This is a genomic window from Cohnella xylanilytica (assembly GCF_014212175.1).
Lineage (GTDB): Bacteria > Bacillota > Bacilli > Paenibacillales > Paenibacillaceae > Cohnella > Cohnella xylanilytica.
Genome location: NZ_JACJVR010000073.1, coordinates 101498 through 123749, shown reverse-complemented (window position 1 = coordinate 123749; position 22252 = coordinate 101498). Strand labels below are relative to the sequence as shown.

The following is a 22252-nucleotide window of genomic DNA, read 5'->3' as shown; positions in this document are numbered from 1 at the left end:
GCTTTCGTAATTCAGGTTAATGTCTATGCAGCAAAACTGATCATTGAAGAAGGCGCTATTTTACGTAACAATCATCTTCAGTCTGGCCTTCCAGGAAGCGCAGTCTATCTCAGCGGTACTAGTAAAGCGGTCGTAGAGATGACTGGCGGAGAAATTGCAGGTAACAAGAGTTTGAATAATGGCGCAGTCTACATTGAAAATGGTGCAACATTCAGTATGACCGGAGGTCGAATTACTGGCAATATTGGCGGTGGCGGAGGAGTTTATGTCCTCCCGGGAGGACAGCTCAAAATTTCGGGCGCAGCACGTATCACGGGGAATCCGATAAATGAATCGAACCCCCAAATGGAGCTAAACGTTAATCTGCAAAACACTAGTTCGTTTCTTACTCTAGACGGTGACTTTACCGGAGAAGCGGGTATAACCGCGCAAGGACGTATGACTGCGGGGAGTCAGTTTGGAATAGCTGCCGAAGCCGGTTTGGCGGGGCTGGAGAAGTTGATTGCCGACAACAATCCTCTTCTTTTTGCCGTTTACGGTGAAGGTAATAAATTGATATGGCAATCAGTTGAAAATGGCGCGCCGGCTCCAGGCGGGGTAGAAGGTGCGGCTTTGTGGTTAAAGGCGAGCGATGATGTACAAATCGGTTCAGACGGCAAAGTTACCGCTTGGACGGATCAGACGACCGGTAAAGTATTCACGACTGACAGCTCCAAAAACGGTGTAATACTTAATAACAGTCTTGCGAATTTCAACCCTACAGTTCAATTCGATGGCAACGGAAAGATGGCTGGCGATAATAGTACGCTAATGAAGGTACAGGAGATTTTCGGTATAGCCAAACATAATGCCACAAGAACTACTGTATTTTCCACTGTGCCGACTGGAACGCAACAAGTCCAAATGTTTTTTGGTCAAGACACTGCCCAGACTCTTAGTATCTATACGAGTATAAACGCCACTCCAGTTAATCCTAATTATCAGTTAAATGGACCAAAGGATCGAATTTCCGATAGTTTAAGGTTATTGGCGGCTTCTCCTCAAAGACAAACAGCTTGGGAGAATGGCGTAACCAATGGTGTAAATTCGAGCTTCTCAGACCAATTGGCAGCTAGCAAGTTAATACTGGGGGAGAGTAGTAATGGTGGGTTCCCACTAATAGGACATGTTTCGGAATTAATCGTTTTTGATGATAGTAAAACGTTGACTGACAATGAAATGGATCAGATAAACAGTTATCTTGCATTCAAATATGGGGTAACGCTAAAAACTGGTATTGCCAGTAATAGTAGTCCAACCGATTATGTAGCCAGTGACGGAACAACCACGATGTGGTCTAAGGATAGTAACACGGGTTATGGCAGTCGCATTACGGGTATTGGACGCGACGATAAAAGCGGACTTTACCAAAAACAATCGAAATCGGCGGATAAAGATGGCCTTGTAACCATTGCGCTTGGTGATCATGTAGCTGTCTCTAATGCAGAAAACAGAAATAGGATTTGGAAAAATATCTCGTTCTTCGCGTTTAGTGATGATAATGGCAGCACGATCTATGACCAACCGGTTGCTGTAGTAGGTGCTCCTAGTAATTTGTACCACATGACGCGCGACTTTAAGGTAGAGAAAACGAATTGGTCAGATGACGAGATTACTTTGCAACTAGATGGTGTTGAGAGTGGCAAGAACTACTATTTGCTCATCGATCACGCAACAGTTAAAAAGCTAGATGCTTCTGGGCAAGTAACGTTGAACAGCAGTGAGCTAGCAAATGAAGCAACTTTTACATTCGCGAAACAGATAAGTACTCCGTTGACCAAGCCAGACATTACGCTGACTGGCAGTGTGGTAACGTGGAATGCGGTCGATCATGCGGACAAGTATGAAGTGACGATTACCCCGGAGAATGGGACGCCGATCACGGTTACCGTAACGGACCCGACGATCGACCTGTCAAAGCTGGATCCGACCCTGGAGCCGGGCACGTATTCGGTAACGGTGAAGGCGAAGTCGAACGATCCGGCCTACACGGAATCGGATGCATCGAACGCAGTGACGTACACCGTCGAAGAACCGACAACTCCGCCGACCCAATTGACCAAGCCGGATATCACGCTGAGTGGCGATGTGGTAACGTGGAATGCGGTCGAGCATGCGGACAAGTATGAAGTGACGATTACCCCGGACAATGGGACGCCGATCACGGTTACCGTAACGGACCCGACGATCGACCTGTCGAAGCTGGATCCGACCCTGGAGCCGGGCACGTATTCGGTAACGGTGAAGGCGAAGTCGAACGATCCGGCCTACACGGAATCGGATGCATCGAACGCAGTGACGTACACCGTCGAAGAACCGACAACTCCGCCGACCCAATTGACCAAGCCGGATATCACGCTGAGTGGCGATGTGGTAACGTGGAATGCGGTCGAACATGCGGAGAAATATGAAGTGACGATTACCCCGGACAATGGGACGCCGATCACGGTAACCGTAACGGACCCGACGATCGACCTGTCGAAGCTGGATCCGTCACTGGTACCGGGCACTTATCAGGTGATCGTAACGGCGAAGACGGAACAAGCGGGCTACACAGATTCCGAACCGTCGAACCCGGTGAAGTACACCGTCGAAGAACCGACAACTCCGCCGACGCAATTGACCAAGCCGGATATCACGCTGAGTGGCGATGTGGTAACGTGGAATACGGTCGATCATGCGGACAAGTATGAAGTAACGATTACTCCAGACAATGGGGCGCCGATCACGGTAACCGTAACGGACCCGACGGTCGACCTGTCGAAGGTGGATCCGTCGTTGGTGCCAGGCACGTATTCGGTAACGGTGAAGGCCAAGTCGAACGATCCGGCCTACACGGAATCGGATGCATCGAACGCAGTGACGTACACCGTCGAAGAACCGACAACTCCGTCGACGTCGTTGACCCCGCCGGTCATCGCGCTGACTGGCGATACGGTAACGTGGAATGCGGTTGAGCACGCGGACAAGTATGAAGTGACGATTGCCCCGGAGAACGGGACGCCGATCACGGTAACCGTAACGGACCCGACGATCGACCTGTCGAAGCTGGATTCGTCGTTGGAGCCGGGCACGTATTCGGTAACGGTGAAGGCGAAGTCGAACGATCCGGCCTACACGGAATCGGATGCGTCGAACGCAGTGACGTACACCGTCGAAGAACCGACAACACCGCCGACCCAATTGACCAAGCCGGTCATCGCGCTGACTGGCGATGTGGTCACGTGGAATGCGGTCGAGCATGCGGACAAGTATGAAGTGACGATTACCCCGGCGAACGGGACGCCGATCACGGTAACCGTAACGGACCCGACGATCGACCTGTCGAAGCTGGATCCGTCGTTGGTGCCAGGCACGTATTCGGTAACGGTGAAGGCGAAGTCGAACGATCCGGCCTACACGGAATCGGATGCGTCGAACGCAGTGACGTACACCGTCGAAGAACCGACAACTCCGCCGATGTCGTTGACCCCGCCGGTCATCACGCTGACTGGCGATACGGTAACGTGGAATGCGGTCGAGCATGCGGACAAGTATGAAGTGACGATTGCCCCGGAGAACGGGACGCCGATCACGGTAACCGTAACGGACCCGACGATCGACCTGTCGAAGCTGGATTCGTCGTTGGTGTCAGGCACGTATTCGGTAACGGTGAAGGCGAAGTCGAACGATCCGGCCTACACGGATTCCGCGTCGTCGAACCCGGTGAATTACACGAATAAGCCTGTCGTCGACAAAACAGCCTTGCAAACCGAAGTCGACCGTTCGGCAGGCTTGAACGAATCGGAGTACACGGCCGACAGCTGGACGAAGTACCAGGCAGAGTTGGCAAAAGCAAAAGAAGTGCTGGCTAACGAAGCAGCGACGCAAGAGCAAGTGGACGCGGCGCAGAAAGCCCTGCAAGCGGCAAGAGAAGCTCTGACGCCGAAATCCGGCAACGTTGGCGGCCTGCAATCCCTCGTTCCGTCGAAGGGAACGCTGGAGCCGAATTTCTCAGCCGGAGTCTACAGTTACTCCATGACGGTAAGCAACAGCGTCAAGGAGCTTCAATTCACGATGACTGCCGCTAATCCGGGCGCGGCGATTACGGTGAACGGGAAGGCTGTCCCAAGCGGGCAGGCCAGCGGGCCGATTAGCCTGAATGTCGGCGACAACATCGTTACCATTGTCGTCAAAGAACAGGATGGCAGCGAGAAAACGTACACCGTCATCGTAACGCGCAAAAAGAGCACCGGCGGCGGTTCCGCTCCTGCTCCGACTGTTGAGAAGATCACGGTAGATGTAGAAGCGACCGGACATGGCGTTGTCGCGCAAACGGAAATCGAGAGAACGTCTAACAACGACGGTACGAAGAGCGATCTCGTAACCTTCGAAACGGCCAGAGCGCTCGAAGCCGTCGAGAAGACGCTGGCAGCCAAGTCGCCGGCGGTTCGTGTCGTCATTCCGGACGAGAAAGACGAAGTCAAGGACGTACGGGTTGATCTGCCGGATGCGGCATTGAAAGCCGTGAAGGATGCGAGGCTGGATCTGGAGATCTACACGGACAACGGTATGGTCACGATCCCGAATTCGTCGCTCTCCGATCTGAATCCGAACCTCTACTTCCATCTGGTTCCGATCAAGAAGGAAGAAGAGCGCAAGCAAGTCGAAGAGCGCGCAAGGACGGAACAGATCGTACGGGAAATGATGCAAAATAACAATGTGTACGTCGTCGATCGTCCGATGACGATCGAGACGAACATGACGAGCCGCAAGGTGAAGATCACCTTGCCGATGAACGCCGGCCACGTGCCGACGGAAGCGAAGGCAAGAGAAGCGTATCTGTCGAAGCTGGTCGTCTTCATCGAGCATAGCGACGGGGATCGCGAACTGGTGAAGCCGGAGATCGGCACGTATAGCGATGGCAAATTGGGCTTGTCCTTCACGATCGACAAGTTCAGCACGTTCACGATCCTGAACGTGGAGAACCCGGACAACGCGGCAAGCCACAAAGCGTACATCGTCGGTCTTCCGGACGGAACGTTCGGCCCGGCCGTCTCGATGACTCGGGCGCAAGTGGCGATGATTCTGTATCGCGTGCTTGAACTGAAGGAGACGGGAACCGCTCCGAGCTTCCCGGACGTATCGTCCAAGCATTGGGCGGCGGAAGCGATTCGTCAGGTGACCGCAGCGGGCCTGATGATCGGAATGCCGGACGGAAGCTTCAAGCCGGAACAAGTAATCACTCGGGCGGAGATGGCTACCATTATCGCTCGCTGGAAAGGGCTTGAAGGTGCGGCCGATAACAGCTTCAACGATGTCGCAGGGCATTGGGGAGCGGAAGCGATCGGCCGGGCATTCAAAGCCGGTTACATGGAAGGCATGCCGGACGGCAGCTTCCAGCCGAACAAGGTGTTGACTCGCGCCGAAGGCGTAACCGTCTTTAACCGAGTGCTGGGAAGAGGTCCGTTGTACGGCATGACGGAACCGACCTGGTCCGACGTCCCGATGAGCCACTGGGCGTTCTATCAGATCGAGGAAGCGTCCAAGGACCACGATTACACTAGCCGCGCCGAAGGCGGCGAAACGATCGTCCAATAAACGCAATCACCCCCAACTCACGAAAACGTGGGTCGGGGGTGATTTTTTTCTGTCGAAGGCCATCGCTCCCATCCCAATCTCAGGACTTCGGTTCAGGGGAAAAACAGGCCTCCGGCACAAATAGCGTCTATACGATTCGTTAGAAACGAAAATCGCTGATTTTGGGCCGAATAGCGTCTCCTCGATTCGTTAGCCGCATTCCCACCCCATCGAAATCGGGAAGATCCCGGAATAGCAAGTCTGAACGCGAATGGGGCGGTCGGCTTCGCTCTGGGTCTCGCTCTTGTCACAGCGCCCGCGTCGACTTGCGCTCCACCAGCGTCGTGTCGACGAGCGTCTTCAGGTGAAGGGGGCTGCCCTCGTTCTCGGCGAGCCGGACGAGCCGCTCGACCGCGAGAGCGGCGATCTTCTCCTTCTCGACGTGGATGGTCGTCAGCTCCGGCGTGATGACTTCGGCCTCGGCGATGTCGTCGAAGCCGACGACGGACAGCTCGTCCGGCACCCGGACGCCGAGCTCGTGCGCCGACTTGATGACGCTGATCGCCATGTAGTCGCACTCGCAGAACAGGGCGGTCGGCCGGCTATCGCCGAGGCGAGTCCAGCCTTGGACGAATTCCTCCTGCGAGGAGACGACGGTCGGCGCCAGCGTGAACAGGTGCTCCTTCCGCACCGTGAGGCTGTGCTCTTCGAGCGCCGCGTCGAACCCGCGCCGACGCGCGTCGAAGTTGTACATGCGGCTCTTGGACTGCACGTAGCCGATGTCCCGATGGCCGAGCCCGATCAGGTGGGAAGCCGCCTGGTAACCGCCCATGAAGTTGTTCATAACGACGAAGTCGGCGGCCAGCGATTCGTAGCATGTGTCCAGCACGACCAGGTTGCGGACGTGGCCGGAGACGAGCGACACTTGCTCCCTCGTCAGGTTCGTCCCGAGAAGGATCAAGCCGCTCGCTTCGTAATCCGACTCGAGGCGTCCGATCTCCCCGGCCAGCTGGTCCCCTTGAATAGAGGAGAAGAGCAGCGAGTAGCCGTAAGAGCTGCATTGGTCCTCGATATGCCGAATCAATTCCGTGAAGAACGGCTGCTTCTCGTATTCGTCCAGCACGATGCCCGAATTGGTCAGGGCGGCCAGCCGCAGGAACTTGTTGCCGCGGAACACCTGCTGCGCATGAAGCTGGGAGCGCTGAATGTAGCCCGTATCCTGCACGATCTTCAGAATCCGGTCGCGGGTCTCGGAGCTGACGCCCGGCTTGCCGTTGAGCGCGAGAGAGACGGCCGACTTGGAGACGTTGGCCAGCTTGGCGATATCTTCGATCTTCATCACGTACACACCTATCCGACTAAAATAGTTTAGTTAATGGAATCAAGGAATATTCGAAAAAAGACACCGAATTCGATGCGCAGGCCCCGCCCGCGATTAATCGGGAAACGGAACGCCCAGTTTAGTCCCCTTCTTTTCCCGAACCGTCCGATGCCTCGTTCTTATGCGATTCGTCACGCGTTGCGTTTAGCGTCCGCGATCCCCTCTATTATCGCATTAAATCCCGTTTTTAGAAAGACCATGCCCTAAATCTTATGCCCAGTTAAATAAAATAATTTATAAAAATAACTAAACAAATTTATTGACGGGTTTATTCTTCGGTGCTACGATGAAGGCGAAGTCAACAACATCTGGCAGGGGGAACTCAACGTGGCGAGATTGAAGCTCGGATACGCTCCGACCCGTCGATTTACGTTCAGCGCCGAAGACGCTTACAAATACAAGGTGCTGATCCGGCAGAAGATGGAGTCGTTCGGCATGGACATCGAGATCGTGGATCTCGAAGGATTGAACCAGGAAGGTCTGCTGTACGACGACCACATCAACGCGGACGCCATCGCCCGCCGGTTCCAGGACGAGCGGGTGGACGCCGTCTTCTTCCCGCATTGCAACTTCGGAACGGAAGACACGGTCGCCCGGGTCGCCAAGGCGATCGGCAAGCCGACGCTGCTGTGGGGGCCGCGGGACGAGGCTCCGCTCGAGGACGGCATGCGGCTGCGCGACACCCAATGCGGCTTGTTCGCGACGGGCAAGGTGCTGCGCCGGTTTAACGTCCCGTTCACCTACATCACGAACTCCCGGGTGGACGATCCCGTGTTCGAGCGCGGCTTCACGAACTTCGTCGCGGCGGCGAACGTCGTCAAGGCGTTCAAGTCGCTCCGAATTCTGCAGATCGGCCCGCGCCCGACGTCGTTCTGGACGATGATCTGCAACGAGGGGGAGCTGCTGGAGAGGTTCGGCATCGAGCTGCATCCGATCACGCTCGTGGACATTCAGCGCGCCGCCAAGCGGATCGAGACCGGCAACAGCTCGGAGCTCGCCGCGGCGATCGACTACATCAAGGAGAAGCTGGATTACTCCGAAGTGACCGAAGAGGACGTCCTCAGGATCGCCTCGCTCAAGGTCGCGATGAAGCAATACGCGGTCAACAACAACTGCACGGCCATCGCCATCCAGTGCTGGTCCTCCCTGCAGGACGCGATGGGCATCATGCCCTGCCTCGCGAACGCGATTCTGACGGACGAGCAAATTCCGGTCACCTGCGAGACGGACATCCATGGGGCGATCACCTCGGTGATGGTGCAGGCGGCCACGATGAACACGGCTCCGACGTTCTTCGCCGACCTGACGATCCGCCACCCCGACAACCCGAACGGAGAGCTGCTGTTCCATTGCGGCAACTTCCCGGTGTCGCTCAGCGTGGAGGAGAAGCCGAAGCTGCGCAAGCACTTCCTGTTCGACGACCACGCTCCGGGCACGCACGAGGGCGAGATCCGCGGCGGCGACATGACGCTGGCCCGGTTCGACGGGGACCATGGGGAGTATTCGATTTTCCTGGGCAAAGCGAAGGGCATTCAGGGTCCGTACACCCGCGGCTCCTACGTCTGGGTGGAAGTGAACGACTGGCCTCTGTGGGAGGAGAAGCTCGTCAAGGGACCGTACGTGCATCACGCCGTCGGCATCCACGCGAACGCGATTCCCGCGATCTATGAGGCGTGCAATTATATTCCGGGGCTGACCCCGGACCCCGTCGACCCGACCGAGAACGAGATTCGGGCCTGGCTTCGCGGTGCGGGCCTGTGAGCGCGACGACCGAAGGAGGAATCCTCATGAACAGCGCCGAGTTGAAAATCAAGGCAGCCCAGATCCGAATGGATCTGCTTCGGATGATTCACGGGGCGAAGACCGGGCATACCGGGGGTTCGCTCAGCAACACCGACATTTTGACCGCACTCTATTATCGCGTCATGAACATCGACCCGGCCCGTCCCAAGTGGGAGGATCGGGACCGCTTCATCGCCAGCAAAGGGCATTCGGTCGAGTCTCTCTGGTGCATCCTCGCGGACCTCGGCTTCTTCCCGAAAGAAGAGCTGAAGACGTTCAGCCAATTCGGCACCCGGCTCATCGGGCACCCGAACAACAAGGTTCCCGGCATCGAGATGAACACGGGCGCCCTCGGGCACGGCCTCGCGATCTCCGTCGGCATGGCGCTGGCCGCCAAGCGGGACGGCAGGGGCTATCGCGTTTTCTGCCTGATGGGAGACGGGGAGCAAGCCGAAGGCTCCGTCTGGGAAGCCGCGATGGCGGGAGCGCATTACAAGCTGGATAACCTCGTCGGCATCATCGACCGCAATCGGCTGCAGATCAGCGGCTCGACCGAGGACGTCATGGGACTGGAGCCGCTCGAGGAGAAGTGGGCCGCGTTCGGCTGGCACGTCGTCTCCGTCGACGGCAACGACGTTGACGAGCTGGTGCGGGTCTTCGAGGAGGCTCCGGCCGCCGCGGGCAAGCCGACGCTCGTTATGGCGAACACGGTGAAGGGCAAAGGCGTCTCGTTCGCCGAGAACGTCCCGCATTGGCACCACCACGTGCCGAACGACGAAGAGCTGGCCCAGGCGCTGGCGGAGCTGTCCGCGGCCGCCGAGGCCTGGAAGCAGGAAGGGCAGGTGCGATAACGGATGAACGCGAAGCCTATGGATTCGAATTCGATAAATGCGAAGCCGATGGGGACGAAGAAGCCGGCGAACAAGATCCCCAACCGCCAAGTCATCTGCGAGACGCTCTCGGAGCTCGCCAGAGAGGACCGCGCCATCACGGTGCTCGCCAGCGATTCCCGCGGCTCGGCGGCGATGGCGCCGTTCGCGAAGGAATTCCCCGAGCAGTTCGTCGAGGTCGGCATCGCGGAGCAGAACATCGTCGGCATCGCGGCGGGACTCGCCCACAGCGGGAAGAAGCCGTTCGTGACGTCGCCGGCGTGCTTCCTGAGCATGCGGAGCATCGAGCAGATCAAGGTCGACGTCGCCTACTCCGGCACGAACGTGAAGCTGGTCGGCATCAGCGGCGGCATCAGCTACGGCGCGCTCGGCATGTCGCACCACTCGGTACAGGACATCGCCGTGGCGCGCGCCATTCCCGGGCTGGCAGTCGTCCTGCCCGCCGACCGGCACGAGACGAAGCGGATGACGGAAGCGCTCGTCGGCTATGAAGGCGGCGTCTACGTCCGGATCGGCCGCAACCCGGTCGAGGACGTGTACGAATCCGACGAATACGAGTTCGAGATCGGCAAGGCGGTCACGATGCGCGAAGGGACGGATCTGACGATCGTCGCGGCCGGCGAGACGGTGCGCGTCGCCTTGGATGCCGCCGAAGCGCTGGCCGAAGAGGGCGTCTCCTGCCGCGTCCTCAACATGCATACGATCAAGCCGCTGGACGAGGAAGCGATCGTCCGCGCGGCGACCGAGACGGGGCATCTCATCACCGTCGAGGAGCACAGCATTCACGGCGGCCTGGGAGCGGCCGTGGCGGAGGTCGTCGTGCAGCGCCGGCCGGTGCCGATGCGCATCGTCGGCATCCCGGACGAGCCGGCCATCGCGGGCAAAACGTCGGAAGTGTTCGAGCATTACGGCATCAGCGCGGGGCATCTGAAGCAGATCGCGCACGAGCTGCTCGGCCGGTAGAGGAGCCTCAAACATGGCGACGAAGGACTATGTGCTGGCCGTCGATCAGAGCACGTCGGGCACGAAGGCGCTCGTCATCGACCGCCGGGGGGCGGTCGTCGCCCGCGCTTCGCTCGAGCACCGGCAGATCTATCCGCGCGCCGGATGGGTGGAGCACGATCCGCTGGAGATCTACGAGAACGTGAAGAAGGCGGCCCGGCTAGCGCTCGAAGCGGCGGGCATCGGTCCCGGGAGCCTGGCCGCGCTGACGGTGACCAACCAGCGGGAGACGGCGGTCCTGTGGGATCGCTCCACCGGCCTTCCGGTGTATAATGCGATTGTATGGCAATGCCAACGGACGGCCGGCTTCTGCGAGAAGCTGAGGGAGCAGGGCTTCGAGGGAGAGGTCCGGGAACGGACGGGACTTCTGCTCGATCCCTACTTCTCGGCGTCGAAGTGGCGCTGGATGCTGGACCATACGGAAGGCGCAAGGCGGAAGCTGGAGGAAAGAGGGCTGCTGGCCGGCACGATCGACAGCTGGCTCGTCTGGAAGCTGACGGGCGGCCGGGTTCACGCCACGGACTACACCAACGCGAGCCGGACCTCGTTGTTCGATATCCATGCGTTGAAGTGGGATTCCGGCCTGTGCGAGCGGTTCGGCGTTCCCGAGTCGCTGCTGCCCTCCGTCCTGTCCAGCGACGCCGTCTACGGCGTCACGGAGGACCCCGACCTGTTCGGGGACGCGAGGGTGCCGATCTCCGGCGTTATCGGCGATTCCCAGGCGGCGCTGTTCGGCAACTTATGCCTGGAGCCCGGAGCGGCCAAGGCGACGTACGGCACCGGCACGTCCGTGCTCATGAACGTCGGCGACCGCCCGGCGCCGGCCGGCGAAGGATTGGTGCAGGCGATCGCCTGGGGGCTCGGCGGCAAGGCGGCCTACGCCTTGGAGGCGATCATCCGCACGTCCGGCGATACGATCAAGTGGGTGCGCGACAATCTCGGCCTGTTCGCGGACATGGGCGAGCTGGAGCGGCTGCTCGCCGAAGCGCCGCATAATGAAGGCGTTTACCTCGTGCCGGCGTTCGTCGGGCTCGGCGCTCCCTATTGGCGGCCGGACGCGCGGGCGGCGCTCGTCGGGATGAACCGGGGGACGGGACGGGCCCACATCGTCCGGGCCGCGATCGAGAGCATCGCCTACCAGGTGAGGGACGCCGTCGAACTGCTCGAGGCCGAATCCGGCATCGCTCTCAAGGAGCTGCGGGCTGACGGAGGCGCCACGGACAACGCGGTCCTCATGCAATTCCAGGCGGACTTGCTCGGCCGGACCGTCGACAAGTCCGAGGCGGCGGAGCTGTCCGCGCTCGGGTCGGCCTATCTCGGAGGACTCGGAACCGGCTTCTGGCCGTCGCTCGACAGGCTGGTTCGCGAGACCGGGCGCAAGTACCGCTCTTATGCGCCCGTTATGGCGCTTGAGGAGAGGGAGAATCACTATTCCGGCTGGAAGCGGGCGGTGGCTTCGGTCATCGGGCCGTCGATCCGGGAACCGCGGGCGGACGGCTCGCAAGAAGAGCCAGTGCAAGCGCAGACTCTATAAGAAGACGAGGAGGAACCTGTCCATGAACGTTGCCGAAGAGACGAAGCTTGGCAAGCTGCTGCAGAATCCCGAAGCCAGGGCGATTCTGGGCCGCTACGACGCTTCGCTGCAAGATCATCACTTTACGATCCAATTCCGGAAGCTTCAGCCTCTGAAGGCTCTCTTCGATTCGCTGGAATCGGACGAGAAGCGCGATTCCCTTCGCCGGGAATTGGCGCAGGTTCGGGAGCTTCCCGAAGAGGAAGCGGACCCTGCCCCGTCGCCGGAGTACGAGCCCGAATCCGTGCCGCGAGCGTCCGCCTCCGTTCGCGCGCCGCAGGAGGCGGAGCGGTGGGGCGTATTCGAGATCGAGCTTCAGGGCCCTAAGCACGGCAATCCGTTCGTCGACGTGGAGCTGGGCGCCGAATTCTCGCGCGAGGGCCGGACGGTTCGCGCGGCGGGCTTCTATGACGGAGACGGCGTCTATCGCATCCGGTTCATGCCGGACGCGGAAGGCGAATGGACGTACCGGATGAAGAGCAACGCCCGCTCGCTCGACGGCATCGAAGGCCGGTTCTCGGCCGCCGCCGCGTCGGAAGGCAACCATGGGCCGGTGCGCGTGAAGAACACGTTCCACTTCGCTTACGAAGACGGAACGGCTTACCTGCCGTTCGGCACGACGTGCTACGTCTGGAACCATCAGGGAGAAGAGCTGGAAGAGCGGACCTTGAAGACGCTGGCGTCTTCGCCGTTCAACAAGATGCGGATGTGCGTGTTCCCCAAGTCGTACCTGTTCAACGAGAACGAGCCGGAGCACTACCCTTACGAGGGCTCGCTCGAGAGCGGGTGGGATTACAAGCGGTTCAACCCGGCGTTTTTCCGGCACCTCGAACGCCGCATTCAAGACCTCGGACGTCTGGGCGTCGAGGCCGACCTGATTCTTTTCCACGCGTACGACCGTTGGGGCTTCTCCGAGATGGGGCGCGCCGCGGACGATCGCTATCTGCGTTACGTCACGGCGCGGCTGGCGGCATTCCGGAACGTGTGGTGGTCGCTCGCGAACGAGTACGATCTGATGTGGCAGAAGGAAGAGGAGGATTGGGAGCGCTTCGGCAGCCTCGTGACGGGGAACGATCCGTACGGGCACCTGACCTCGATCCATAACTGCGGGCCGTTCTACGACCATGGCCGCCCTTGGATTACCCATTCCAGCATCCAGCGCCAGGACGTCTATCGCACCTCCGAGTATACGGACGAATGGCGCAAGGAGTGGAACAAGCCGGTCGTCATCGACGAGTGCGCGTACGAAGGCAACATCGGCGTCGGCTGGGGCAACATCACCGGCGAGGAGATGACGCGGCGCTTCTGGGAAGGAGCCGTTCGCGGCGGCTACGTCGGGCACGGCGAGACGTACGTGGACCCGGACGACATTCTCTGGTGGTCCAAAGGCGGCGAGCTTCGCGGCACGAGCCCGGAGAGGATCGCGTTCCTGCGCCGGATTCAGGAGGAAGGGCCGGCGGAAGGGTGGAATCCGGTCAAGGCTTCGGGGTTCGATTGGGACGTTCCGGTCGCGGGCGCCGTCGGGGAGTATTTGATCTACTACTTCGGGTTCAACCAACCCGCGTACCGGGACTTCAACCTGCGGGCCGGCGACCGGTATACGGTCGACGTCATCGACACGTGGAACATGACCGTCGACCGGCTGGACGGCACGTTCGAAGGCAGCTTCCGCGTCGAGCTGCCGGGCAGGCAATATATCGCGGTCCGGCTGATCAAAGCCTGAGAATCCGCGACATGGGGAGCGGGATGAGGCGAATCGACGCCTGAGGACCCGGTCCCGCAACGCGCCGACAAAGGCGAACGCTCCGTGCATTCGGAGCGTTCGTCTTTTCTCTTCCCCTTCCCGCAGTCCCGTGCGAAGGGCTGTCTCTTATGGGGCATCCTCTTTGTCCCATTCACATACAGACCTCGTTTTTCTTGTTCAGGTCGGCATCTTTGCATAGCTTGGACCCTGCCGGATCTATAGGCTGGCGGTTTCACGAGTGTGATTTTTCGAATAAAATCGTCGAAATAAATGCAAATGGCTGGAATCTGTATGATTTATCACATAAAACATAAGCAATACGTCGCCATAAGGTAAAATCTGTATGATTTTTCACACAAACTAAACCGTGCCCCTTCTTAAGGCGAATTCTATACGATTTTTCATACGCCAGTACGAATCGAAATATCCCGGGATCGGTTGCGTTAGCGATTTGGACATCCGTCGTTTTCAAATGCAACGGACGGATGGACACTACGACCCTGTGCCGCGTCCTGACGCGCGAAGCCCTTCCGTTCGGCCGCGGCATCCCATCGAAAGTCGGAAAAACGTAAGCGATTGGTCGTATTCCTGGTGAGCGGCCCTTTCGGAATGCGCTTACAATGAGGGGGTGAGGAATAGAGTTCGACGGAACCAGTTCGCGACGGGCATCCGAGCCCGCGCGCAGAAGGAGGAACGCAGGCGATGAGCGAGCAGACGAAGACGACCGAACGAGAGCGGGAGAGGACCGACGACATCCGGTACGTCGCCAATCCGAACGGGCCGACGCTGGGGTATTCCGCTTCTTCGGGAGTGAACATTCTGGAGGCGGACGGCCTGAAGTTCAAGGATCTGAACAAAGACGGGGCGCTGCAGCCCTATGAGGACTGGAGGCTGTCCGCCGACGAGCGGGCGAAGGACCTCGCGTCCCGAATGAGCGTCGAGCAGATCGCGGGCCTTATGCTGTACAGCCGCCACCAATCGATTCCGGCGTCGAGCCGGGGCTGGTTCGCCAGCACGTACGGCGGCAAGCCCTACGAAGAGAGCGGCGCCAAGCCGTGGGAGCTGACGGACGAGCAGCGCGAGTTCCTGGCGAAGGATCACCTGCGCCACGTCCTGGTGACCTCGGTCGAGAGCCCGGAGGTCGCCGCCCGGTGGAACAACCTCGTGCAGGCCTACGCGGAGAGCACGGGGCTCGGCATTCCAGCCAACAACAGCTCCGACCCGCGGCACGGCTCCGACTCCAGCTCGGAGTTCAACGCCGGCTCCGGCGGCCGGATCTCGATGTGGCCGGAGACGCTCGGCCTCGCGGCGACGTTCGACCCCGAGATCACCCGCAAGTTCGGCGAGATCGCCTCGAAGGAGTATCGCGCTCTCGGCCTCGCCACCGCGCTGTCGCCGCAGATCGATATCGCGACCGACCCGCGCTGGTTCCGCTTCAACGGCACGTTCGGAGAGGATTCGCGGCTGGCGACGGACTTGGCCCGCGCTTACGTGGACGGCTTCCAGACGTCCGAGGGCGAGGCGGAGATTCGCGGCGGCTGGGGCTACGACAGCGTCAACGCGATGGTGAAGCACTGGCCGGGCGGCGGCTCGGGCGAAGGCGGCCGCGACGCGCACTTCGGCTGCGGGAAGTACGCCGTCTATCCGGGCGGGAACTTCGAGGAGCACCTGAAGCCGTTCACGGAAGGGGCGTTCCGCCTGGAAGGCCGGACGGGCGAGGCTTCCGCGGTCATGCCTTATTACACGATCTCCGTAGGCCAGGATCCCGCGAACGGCGAGAACGTCGGCAACTCCTACAGCGCCTACCTGATCGGAGACCTGCTCCGCGAGAAGTACGGCTACGACGGGGTCGTCTGCACCGACTGGCTCATTACCGCGGACGAGACCGCGAGCAAGGACACGTTCCTGAGCGGCAAGTGCTGGGGCGTCGAAGGACTGACTGTAGCCGAGCGCCACTATAAGGCGCTGCTCGCCGGAGTCGACCAATTCGGCGGGAACAACGAGATTGAGCCGGTGCTGGAAGCGTACCGGATGGGCGTGGCCGAGCATGGGGAAGAGGCGATGCGGGCGCGCTTCGAGCGTTCCGCCGTCCGGCTGCTGAGGAACATGTTCCGCTTGGGCCTCTTCGAGAATCCCTACCTCGATCCGGAGAAGAGCGCATCGGTCGTCGGCAAGCCGGAATTCATGCGGGAAGGCTACGAAGCCCAGCTCAAGTCGATAGTCCTGCTCAAAAACAAAAACGCCGTTCTTCCGATCCGAGGGCGGAAGACGGTCTACGTTCCGAAGCGGTTCACGCCCGCCGGGAAGGACTGGTTCGGCAACCCGACTCCGGAGAAGCTGGAAGTTCCGGTTAACCTGGACGTCGTGCGCAAATACTTCAACGTGACGGACAATCCGGAGGAGGCGGACTTCGGCCTCGTGTTCGCGGACAGCCCGAAGTCGGGCTGGGGCTACAGCCAGGAGGACGCCGACAACGGCGGGAACGGGTACGTCCCGATCAGCCTCCAGTACAGGCCGTACACGGCGGAATTCGCCCGCGAGACGAGCCTGGCCGGCGACCCGCGCGAGACCGACGTTCTCAACCGGTCCTACAAGGGCAAGACCGTCGCGACCCATAACGAGAGCGATCTGGACGCGGTGCTGGAGACGAGAAGAAGAATGGCGGGCAAGCCCGTCGTCGTCTCGCTGCTGCTGTCGAACCCGGCCGTCGTGGCGGAGTTCGAAGCGGAGGCCGACGCCATCGTCGCGAACTTCGGCGTCCAAGACCAGGCGATTCTGGAGGTGCTGACGGGGGCGGTCGAGCCGTCCGGCCTGCTGCCGATGCAGATGCCGGCGGACATGCGGACGGTCGAGGAGCAGCTCGAGGACGTCGCGCACGACATGCGGTGCCACGTCGACGAGGAAGGGCATGTCTACGACTTCGGATACGGCTTGAACTGGTCCGGCGTCATCGAAGACGAGCGGACGCGGAGATACGGCAAGCGGCGATAAGGGCGGAGGAGCGGCGGAAGGCGGCGGGAATTCCCGGCCTCGACTCGCCGCACAAGCGACCCTGTCCAAGCCATGACTCGGCACCCGGTCCTATAGGACCGGAGTGCCTTTTCGGCCAGGGAGTGATAGCATAAAGGGACGGGGAGCAACGGGGACGAGGGGGAGATGCGATGAGACAGCTGCGATCCGTGACGAATTCCTTGCGCTTCAAATTATTCGCGACCATTCTGCTGTTCATGGTTCCGCTGATCGTCGTCATTCTCGTCAACGACCACTATTCCGTCCAGGTCGTCCGCAACCAGGTCGCCCAATCGAACAAAAACCTCCTGAGTCTCTATATGAACCAGATCGATTCCAATCTGATCGACATCGACAACTACCTGTTCAACCTGTCGGAGAGGAACACCGACCTGCTCCAGCTGGAGTATCCCGGCAACAAGGGAACGAACGAATATTCCTTGGCCAAGCTAAGGCTTTACAACGACTTGAAAAGCGAGATCGAATACTACAAGACGATCGACATGTTCTTCCTGTACTCCGCAGCCAACGACGACGCGCTGTTGGCCGGCAGCTCCGACTACGGATCCACCTTCGAGGAGCGGGCCGCCGTTCAGGACGAGATCCGCAAGCTGCTCGCGAGCGACCTGTCGGCCATCGACTACGAGAAGTGGCACGTCTGGAACTCGGGAAGCGGCTATTACCTGTATCATCTCGTCCGCACGGGGAACGTCTTCGTCGGGGCTTGGGTAAGCGCGGACAAGCTGATGACTCCGCTGCACCTGATGGACTTCGGGGAAGACGGGGGAGCGCTGCTGGCGACGAACGAGCTCGAGCCGATGCAGCTGGCCGGCAAGGTCGCCGAGGAAGAGATCGACCTTCATTACGATCCCGAATCGTTCGCGCTCGCGGGAAGGGAGCGGTCGTACCTCGTCATGGGGGAGGCGTCGGCCAAGGGGGAGTTCCACCTGATCGCCCTCGTGCCGCAGAGCGCCATTCTTCAGAAGCTGCCCTACCTCCAGCGGATCTCGTCGGCGATTACGATCGGCGCCTGCGGCTTCCTGATCCTGTTCATGTTCATCATGAGAAAAGTGTTCCTGCTGCCGATCCAGCGGATCATCTCCGCCATGCGCAAGCTGAAGGACGGCAACTGGCAGGCGCAAGTGAAGCCCTATTCGACGTCGACCGAATTCGAGATGATGAACGCCACGTTCAACCGGATGATCGGAGAGATCCGCGACCTGAAGATCAACGTGTACGAGGAGAAGCTGAATCACCAGAGGGCGGAGCTGAAGCATCTTCAGCTTCAGATCAACCCCCACTTCTTCCTCAATTCGCTGAACATCATCTACAATCTGGCGACGGTCAAGGACTACGCGGTCATCCAGGAGATGACCAAGTGCCTCGTCGCCTACTTCCGGTTCATGTTCCGCAGCAATTCCTACATCGTCACCCTGCGGGACGAGTTGGCCCATACTCGCAATTATTTGCGCATTCAACAGCTTCGTTTTCCCGGCCACCTGTCGTACCGGATCGAAGCCCCCGAAGAGCTGCTGGACAGCGGCATTCCGCCCCTCGTCATTCAGACGATCGTCGAGAATTCGATCAAGTACGCGGTCAATCTCGACGGCATGCTGGAGATCGCCGTGCGGGCGTCGGCGGAGGAAGGTCCGGCCGGGCGGCTGATTATCCGGATCGGGGACTCGGGATCGGGCTACCCGGAGGAAGTGCTGGCCAAGCTGCAGAGCGACGAAGAGGCGATCAGCGAGGAAGGCGAGAACGTCGGCATCTGGAATGTCAAGAGAAGGCTTCGGCTGCTGTACAAGAGGAACGCGGACATCCGCTTCTTCAACGAGCCGGAAGGGGGAGCCGCCGTCGAGATCCGCATCCCGACGGAAGCGAAAGGGGAGTAAACCATGTATCGCATACTGCTGGTCGACGACGAGGTTCATTCGGTGAGAGGGCTCCAGGCGGGCGTCCGCTGGGACCGCCTGGACATCGGCGAGGTTCATACGGCCCATAGCCTGAAGCAGGCCCAGGAGGTATTCGAGTCGGAGGCGGTCGATCTCATGGTCTGCGACATCGAGATGCCGCAGGGCTCCGGGCTCGAGCTGCTCTCCTGGGTGCGGGAGCGTTACCCCCGGACGGAGACGGTGTTCCTGACCTGCCATTCCGACTTCTCTTACGCCAAGCAGGCGATCAAGCTGAGCAGCTTCGATTATCTTCTGAAGCCCGTCGATTACGAGGAGCTGGAGTCGGTGCTGACGAGAGCGATCGGGAAGATCCGCGGGGACCGCGAGCGCGAGTCGTTCGAGGAGATCCACCGCAAGTACGCCCGGATGTGGGAATCCCACCGACCGCTGCGCAAGGAGCGGTTCTGGCGGGACGTCGTCGAGCAGACGGTGCCGTCCATTCCGGCCAAGATCGACGAGCACGCGGCGGAGCACAACCTGCCGTATACGTCCCGGATGCGGTTCCTGCCGGTGTACGTCCGGGTCCGCCGCTGGAACAAGGACCTGTCCCAGCGGGAACAGAAGATCATGGAGTACGCCCTGCGGAACGCCGCGGAAGAGAAGCTGACCGGCAACGACGCCGAGGCGGCCGTCCTGCCGACCGGCGCTGGCGCTCTGTTGGCCGTCGTCCCGCTGGACGGAGCGGAGGAGGACCCGATTCTATGGATGAAGGACAAGTGCCGGGACTATATCGACTCCTGCAGCCAGTATTTCTACTGCGATCTGTGCTGCTATATCGGCCGGGCGACGGCGCCCCACGAGATGGCCGGCATGCTGAAGGAGCTGCAGAAGGCGGACGCCGACAACGTGACGGCCTCCAACCGGGCCCTCGTCTGGACCGACATCCCGAAGAGCCGGCAGCCGTTCGACCCGCCGCCGCTCCGCGAGTGGGGAGAGTGGATGAAGGCGGGCGCCCGCGACCGGCTCGCGGCCGACATCGAGCGCTATCTCGGCCGCTTCGAGGAAGGCAAGGCCGAGCTGGACGCGGCGAGGCTTCACCGGATTTTCCAAGACTTCCTGCAGATGGTCTATTACGTGCTTCAATTGAAGGGGCTCCAGGCGAACGAGGTGTTCGCGGACAATCTGCTGTCGAAGAAGCCTCAGGAGGCGCTCCAATCCGTCCGTTCGTTCCGGGAGTGGGCGCTGTACGTCATCGAAGTGGCGATCAACCGGCTGTACTGCAACGACGACAACCTGCCGATCGTCGAGCGGGTCAAGCGGTTTATCGCCTCGCAGTTGGGGGAGCAGGAGCTGTCGAGGGAGGAGATCGCCAGCCACGTCTATCTGAACCCGGATTACTTGACGCGCCTGTTCAAGAAGGAGACCGGCCTGTCGATCTCGGACTACCTGCAGCAGCAGCGGATCGAATACGCGAAGGGGCTGCTGGAGCGGTCGGACCAGCCGGTCGGCGACATCGCCGTCGCGTCGGGATATTCGAACCTGAGCTATTTCTCTACGATTTTCAAGAAGGCGGTCGGGATGACCCCGGCGGATTACCGCCGAAGCCGGACGAGCCATTGAGGGTGGAAGGAGCGAGAATCGGAGGCGGAAGGTGGTCGGAATATCGAAAGCCGAAAGTCGTTTTTTTGGTAGGTGCCCGGCGTCCGCCCCTCTTACAATAAGAGCATCCAACTGAATACGCTTACAAATCAGAAAATTCGGCTGGATCGCTCACATCTCAATGCAATGGGGGAACAACCAATGGCCAAGAGATTCAAAGCTTCGTCGCTCGCTCTGTCCACGCTGCTCGTCTCGTCCGTCCTGCTCGGAGCTTGCGGCAATTCGAACGGCGATTCCGGTTCGGGAGGTTCGTCCGCTTCCTCGCCGCCCGCCTCCTCCGGGGGGAACGGCAAGACGGAGCAGCTGACGGTCGCCTTCCTCGGCATCGGCACGATGACCGACGTCCAAGCCGTTCAAGACGAGATCAGCAAAATCACGAAAGAGAAGATCAACGCCACGGTCAAGCTGATGCCGATCGACGTCTCCGCCTGGACGCAGCAGACGAACCTGCTTCTGGCGGGCAACGAACCTCTGGATCTTATGGTTACCTCCGCCATGTTCAATTACAGCACCCAAGTCGCCAAGAACCAGCTGCTGCCTCTCGACGAGCTGATGGAGAAGCACGCGCCCGAGATCAAGAACACGATGGAGCCCGCGATCCTGAACGGCACGAGAATCAACGGCAAAATCTACGGCATCCCCAGCGTCCGCGATACGGCCGCCGACTACGGCTTCATCGCCCGCAAGGACCTGGTGGACAAGTACGGCATCGATCTGAGCCAGGTCAAGACCTACGAGGATCTCGAGCCCATCTTCCAGAAAATCAAAGAGAGCGAGCCGGGCATCAACCCGATCGTGCAGAGATCGCAGACGCTGACGATCGTATCGGAGCTGCTCGCCAGCAAGTTCGATATGCTCGGCGAGGGTCTGGGCGTGATGTCGCTCGACAAGAACGATCTGAAGGTCGTCAATATTTACGAGACTCCGGAATACAAGGACGCGTTGGCGCTGGCCAGGAAGTGGTACCAGGCGGGCTATACCATGCAGGACGCGGCGACGACGCAGGAGGGCAACAACGCTCTCGTGAAGGCGGGCAAGGCCTTCGGCTACTTCTCCAACATGAAGCCCGGCTTCGAGACCCAAGAATCGGGATTGGACGGCTACGAGATGGTCGCCGCCCGCTTGACTCCGCCGATCTCGGTGTCCACTTCGGCCACGAGCTTCATGCTGTCCATCCCGAGGAACACCCGGGACGCGGATCGGGCGATGCAGCTCATGAACTTGATGTATACGGACAAGGACGTCGTCAATCTGCTGTCCAACGGCATCGAAGGCAAGCATTACGTGAAGACCGACAGCGGCCAGATCAAGACGCCGGACGGCGTGACGAGCGGCTGGGTGTTCAACCAGTGGGAAGTCGGCAACAACTCGCTGGCCCTCGTCTGGGAAGGCATCGATCCGGACATCTGGGATCAGATGAAGGAATTCAACAAGTCCGCCAAGTTCTCGAAGGCGCTCGGCTTCTCCTTCGACGCCACCCCGGTCAAGACCGAGATCGCCGCCGCGACGAACGTGCTGAACCAATACAAGGTCGGCCTGGAATCCGGAAGCCTCGATCCGGCGCTGCTGCCCGAGTTCGTCTCGAAGCTGAAGGCGGCCGGTCTCGAGAAGATCATCGCCGAGAAGCAGAAGCAGCTCGACGCTTGGGCCGCGGCCAACGGCAAGTAATCGGGCGCTGGGATCAAAAAACGAAAAGAGATGCCTCCGTCGCGGCGACGGGGG

At 60.1% G+C, this 22252-nt stretch carries 11 protein-coding genes and 1 pseudogene; 11 read left to right on the top strand and 1 reads right to left on the bottom strand.

Going from position 1 to position 22252, the window contains the following annotated elements:
- Positions 1-138: 138 nt before the first annotated feature.
- A pseudogene (locus H7B90_RS33840) lies at positions 139-1749 on the top strand (DUF8202 domain-containing protein); the annotation flags it as partial.
- A gap of 63 nt (positions 1750-1812) precedes the next feature.
- On the top strand, positions 1813-5619 hold the full coding sequence (locus H7B90_RS19100) for an S-layer homology domain-containing protein (RefSeq protein ID WP_185137474.1): 3807 nt from the start codon (positions 1813-1815) through the stop codon (positions 5617-5619).
- 286 nt (positions 5620-5905) lie between these two features.
- On the opposite strand, the gene H7B90_RS19095 is transcribed toward H7B90_RS19100, so the two are convergent.
- Positions 5906-6937: a LacI family DNA-binding transcriptional regulator gene (locus tag H7B90_RS19095; RefSeq protein WP_185137473.1), complete on the bottom strand. Its 1032-nt coding sequence runs from the start codon at positions 6935-6937 to the stop codon at positions 5906-5908.
- A 369-nt stretch (positions 6938-7306) separates the two neighbouring features.
- On the opposite strand from H7B90_RS19095, the gene H7B90_RS19090 reads away from it, so the two are divergent.
- The 9 genes from H7B90_RS19090 to H7B90_RS19050 all read left to right on the top strand — a co-directional run bounded on the left by H7B90_RS19090 (position 7307) and on the right by H7B90_RS19050 (position 22198).
- Positions 7307-8740 (top strand): L-fucose/L-arabinose isomerase family protein, encoded by a 1434-nt coding sequence (locus H7B90_RS19090; RefSeq protein ID WP_185137472.1) that lies wholly within the window; start codon positions 7307-7309, stop codon positions 8738-8740.
- A gap of 26 nt (positions 8741-8766) precedes the next feature.
- The gene (locus H7B90_RS19085; protein ID WP_185137471.1) at positions 8767-9612 is read left to right on the top strand and encodes a transketolase; all 846 of its coding nucleotides are present in this window, start codon (positions 8767-8769) and stop codon (positions 9610-9612) included.
- Between the two features lie 48 nt (positions 9613-9660).
- Positions 9661-10614: a transketolase family protein gene (locus H7B90_RS19080; protein ID WP_185137488.1), complete on the top strand. Its 954-nt coding sequence runs from the start codon at positions 9661-9663 to the stop codon at positions 10612-10614.
- A 13-nt stretch (positions 10615-10627) separates the two neighbouring features.
- Positions 10628-12187 carry a glycerol kinase GlpK gene (gene glpK / locus H7B90_RS19075; RefSeq protein WP_185137470.1) on the top strand — a complete coding sequence of 520 codons (1560 nt, stop codon included), beginning with the start codon at positions 10628-10630 and terminating at the stop codon, positions 12185-12187.
- Between the two features lie 22 nt (positions 12188-12209).
- Positions 12210-13949, top strand: a complete 1740-nt coding sequence (locus H7B90_RS19070) for a DUF5605 domain-containing protein (RefSeq protein ID WP_185137469.1) — start codon at positions 12210-12212, stop codon at positions 13947-13949.
- Between the two features lie 723 nt (positions 13950-14672).
- A complete protein-coding gene (locus H7B90_RS19065) occupies positions 14673-16961 on the top strand; it encodes a glycoside hydrolase family 3 protein (RefSeq protein WP_185137468.1) in 2289 nt (762 codons plus the stop codon).
- A gap of 170 nt (positions 16962-17131) precedes the next feature.
- Positions 17132-18871 (top strand): sensor histidine kinase, encoded by a 1740-nt coding sequence (locus H7B90_RS19060; protein WP_185137467.1) that lies wholly within the window; start codon positions 17132-17134, stop codon positions 18869-18871.
- 3 nt (positions 18872-18874) lie between these two features.
- Positions 18875-20491, top strand: coding sequence for a response regulator transcription factor (locus H7B90_RS19055; RefSeq protein WP_185137466.1), 1617 nt, complete (start codon positions 18875-18877; stop codon positions 20489-20491).
- Between the two features lie 180 nt (positions 20492-20671).
- Positions 20672-22198, top strand: a complete 1527-nt coding sequence (locus H7B90_RS19050) for an ABC transporter substrate-binding protein (RefSeq protein ID WP_185137465.1) — start codon at positions 20672-20674, stop codon at positions 22196-22198.
- The last annotated feature ends 54 nt before the right edge of the window (positions 22199-22252 follow it).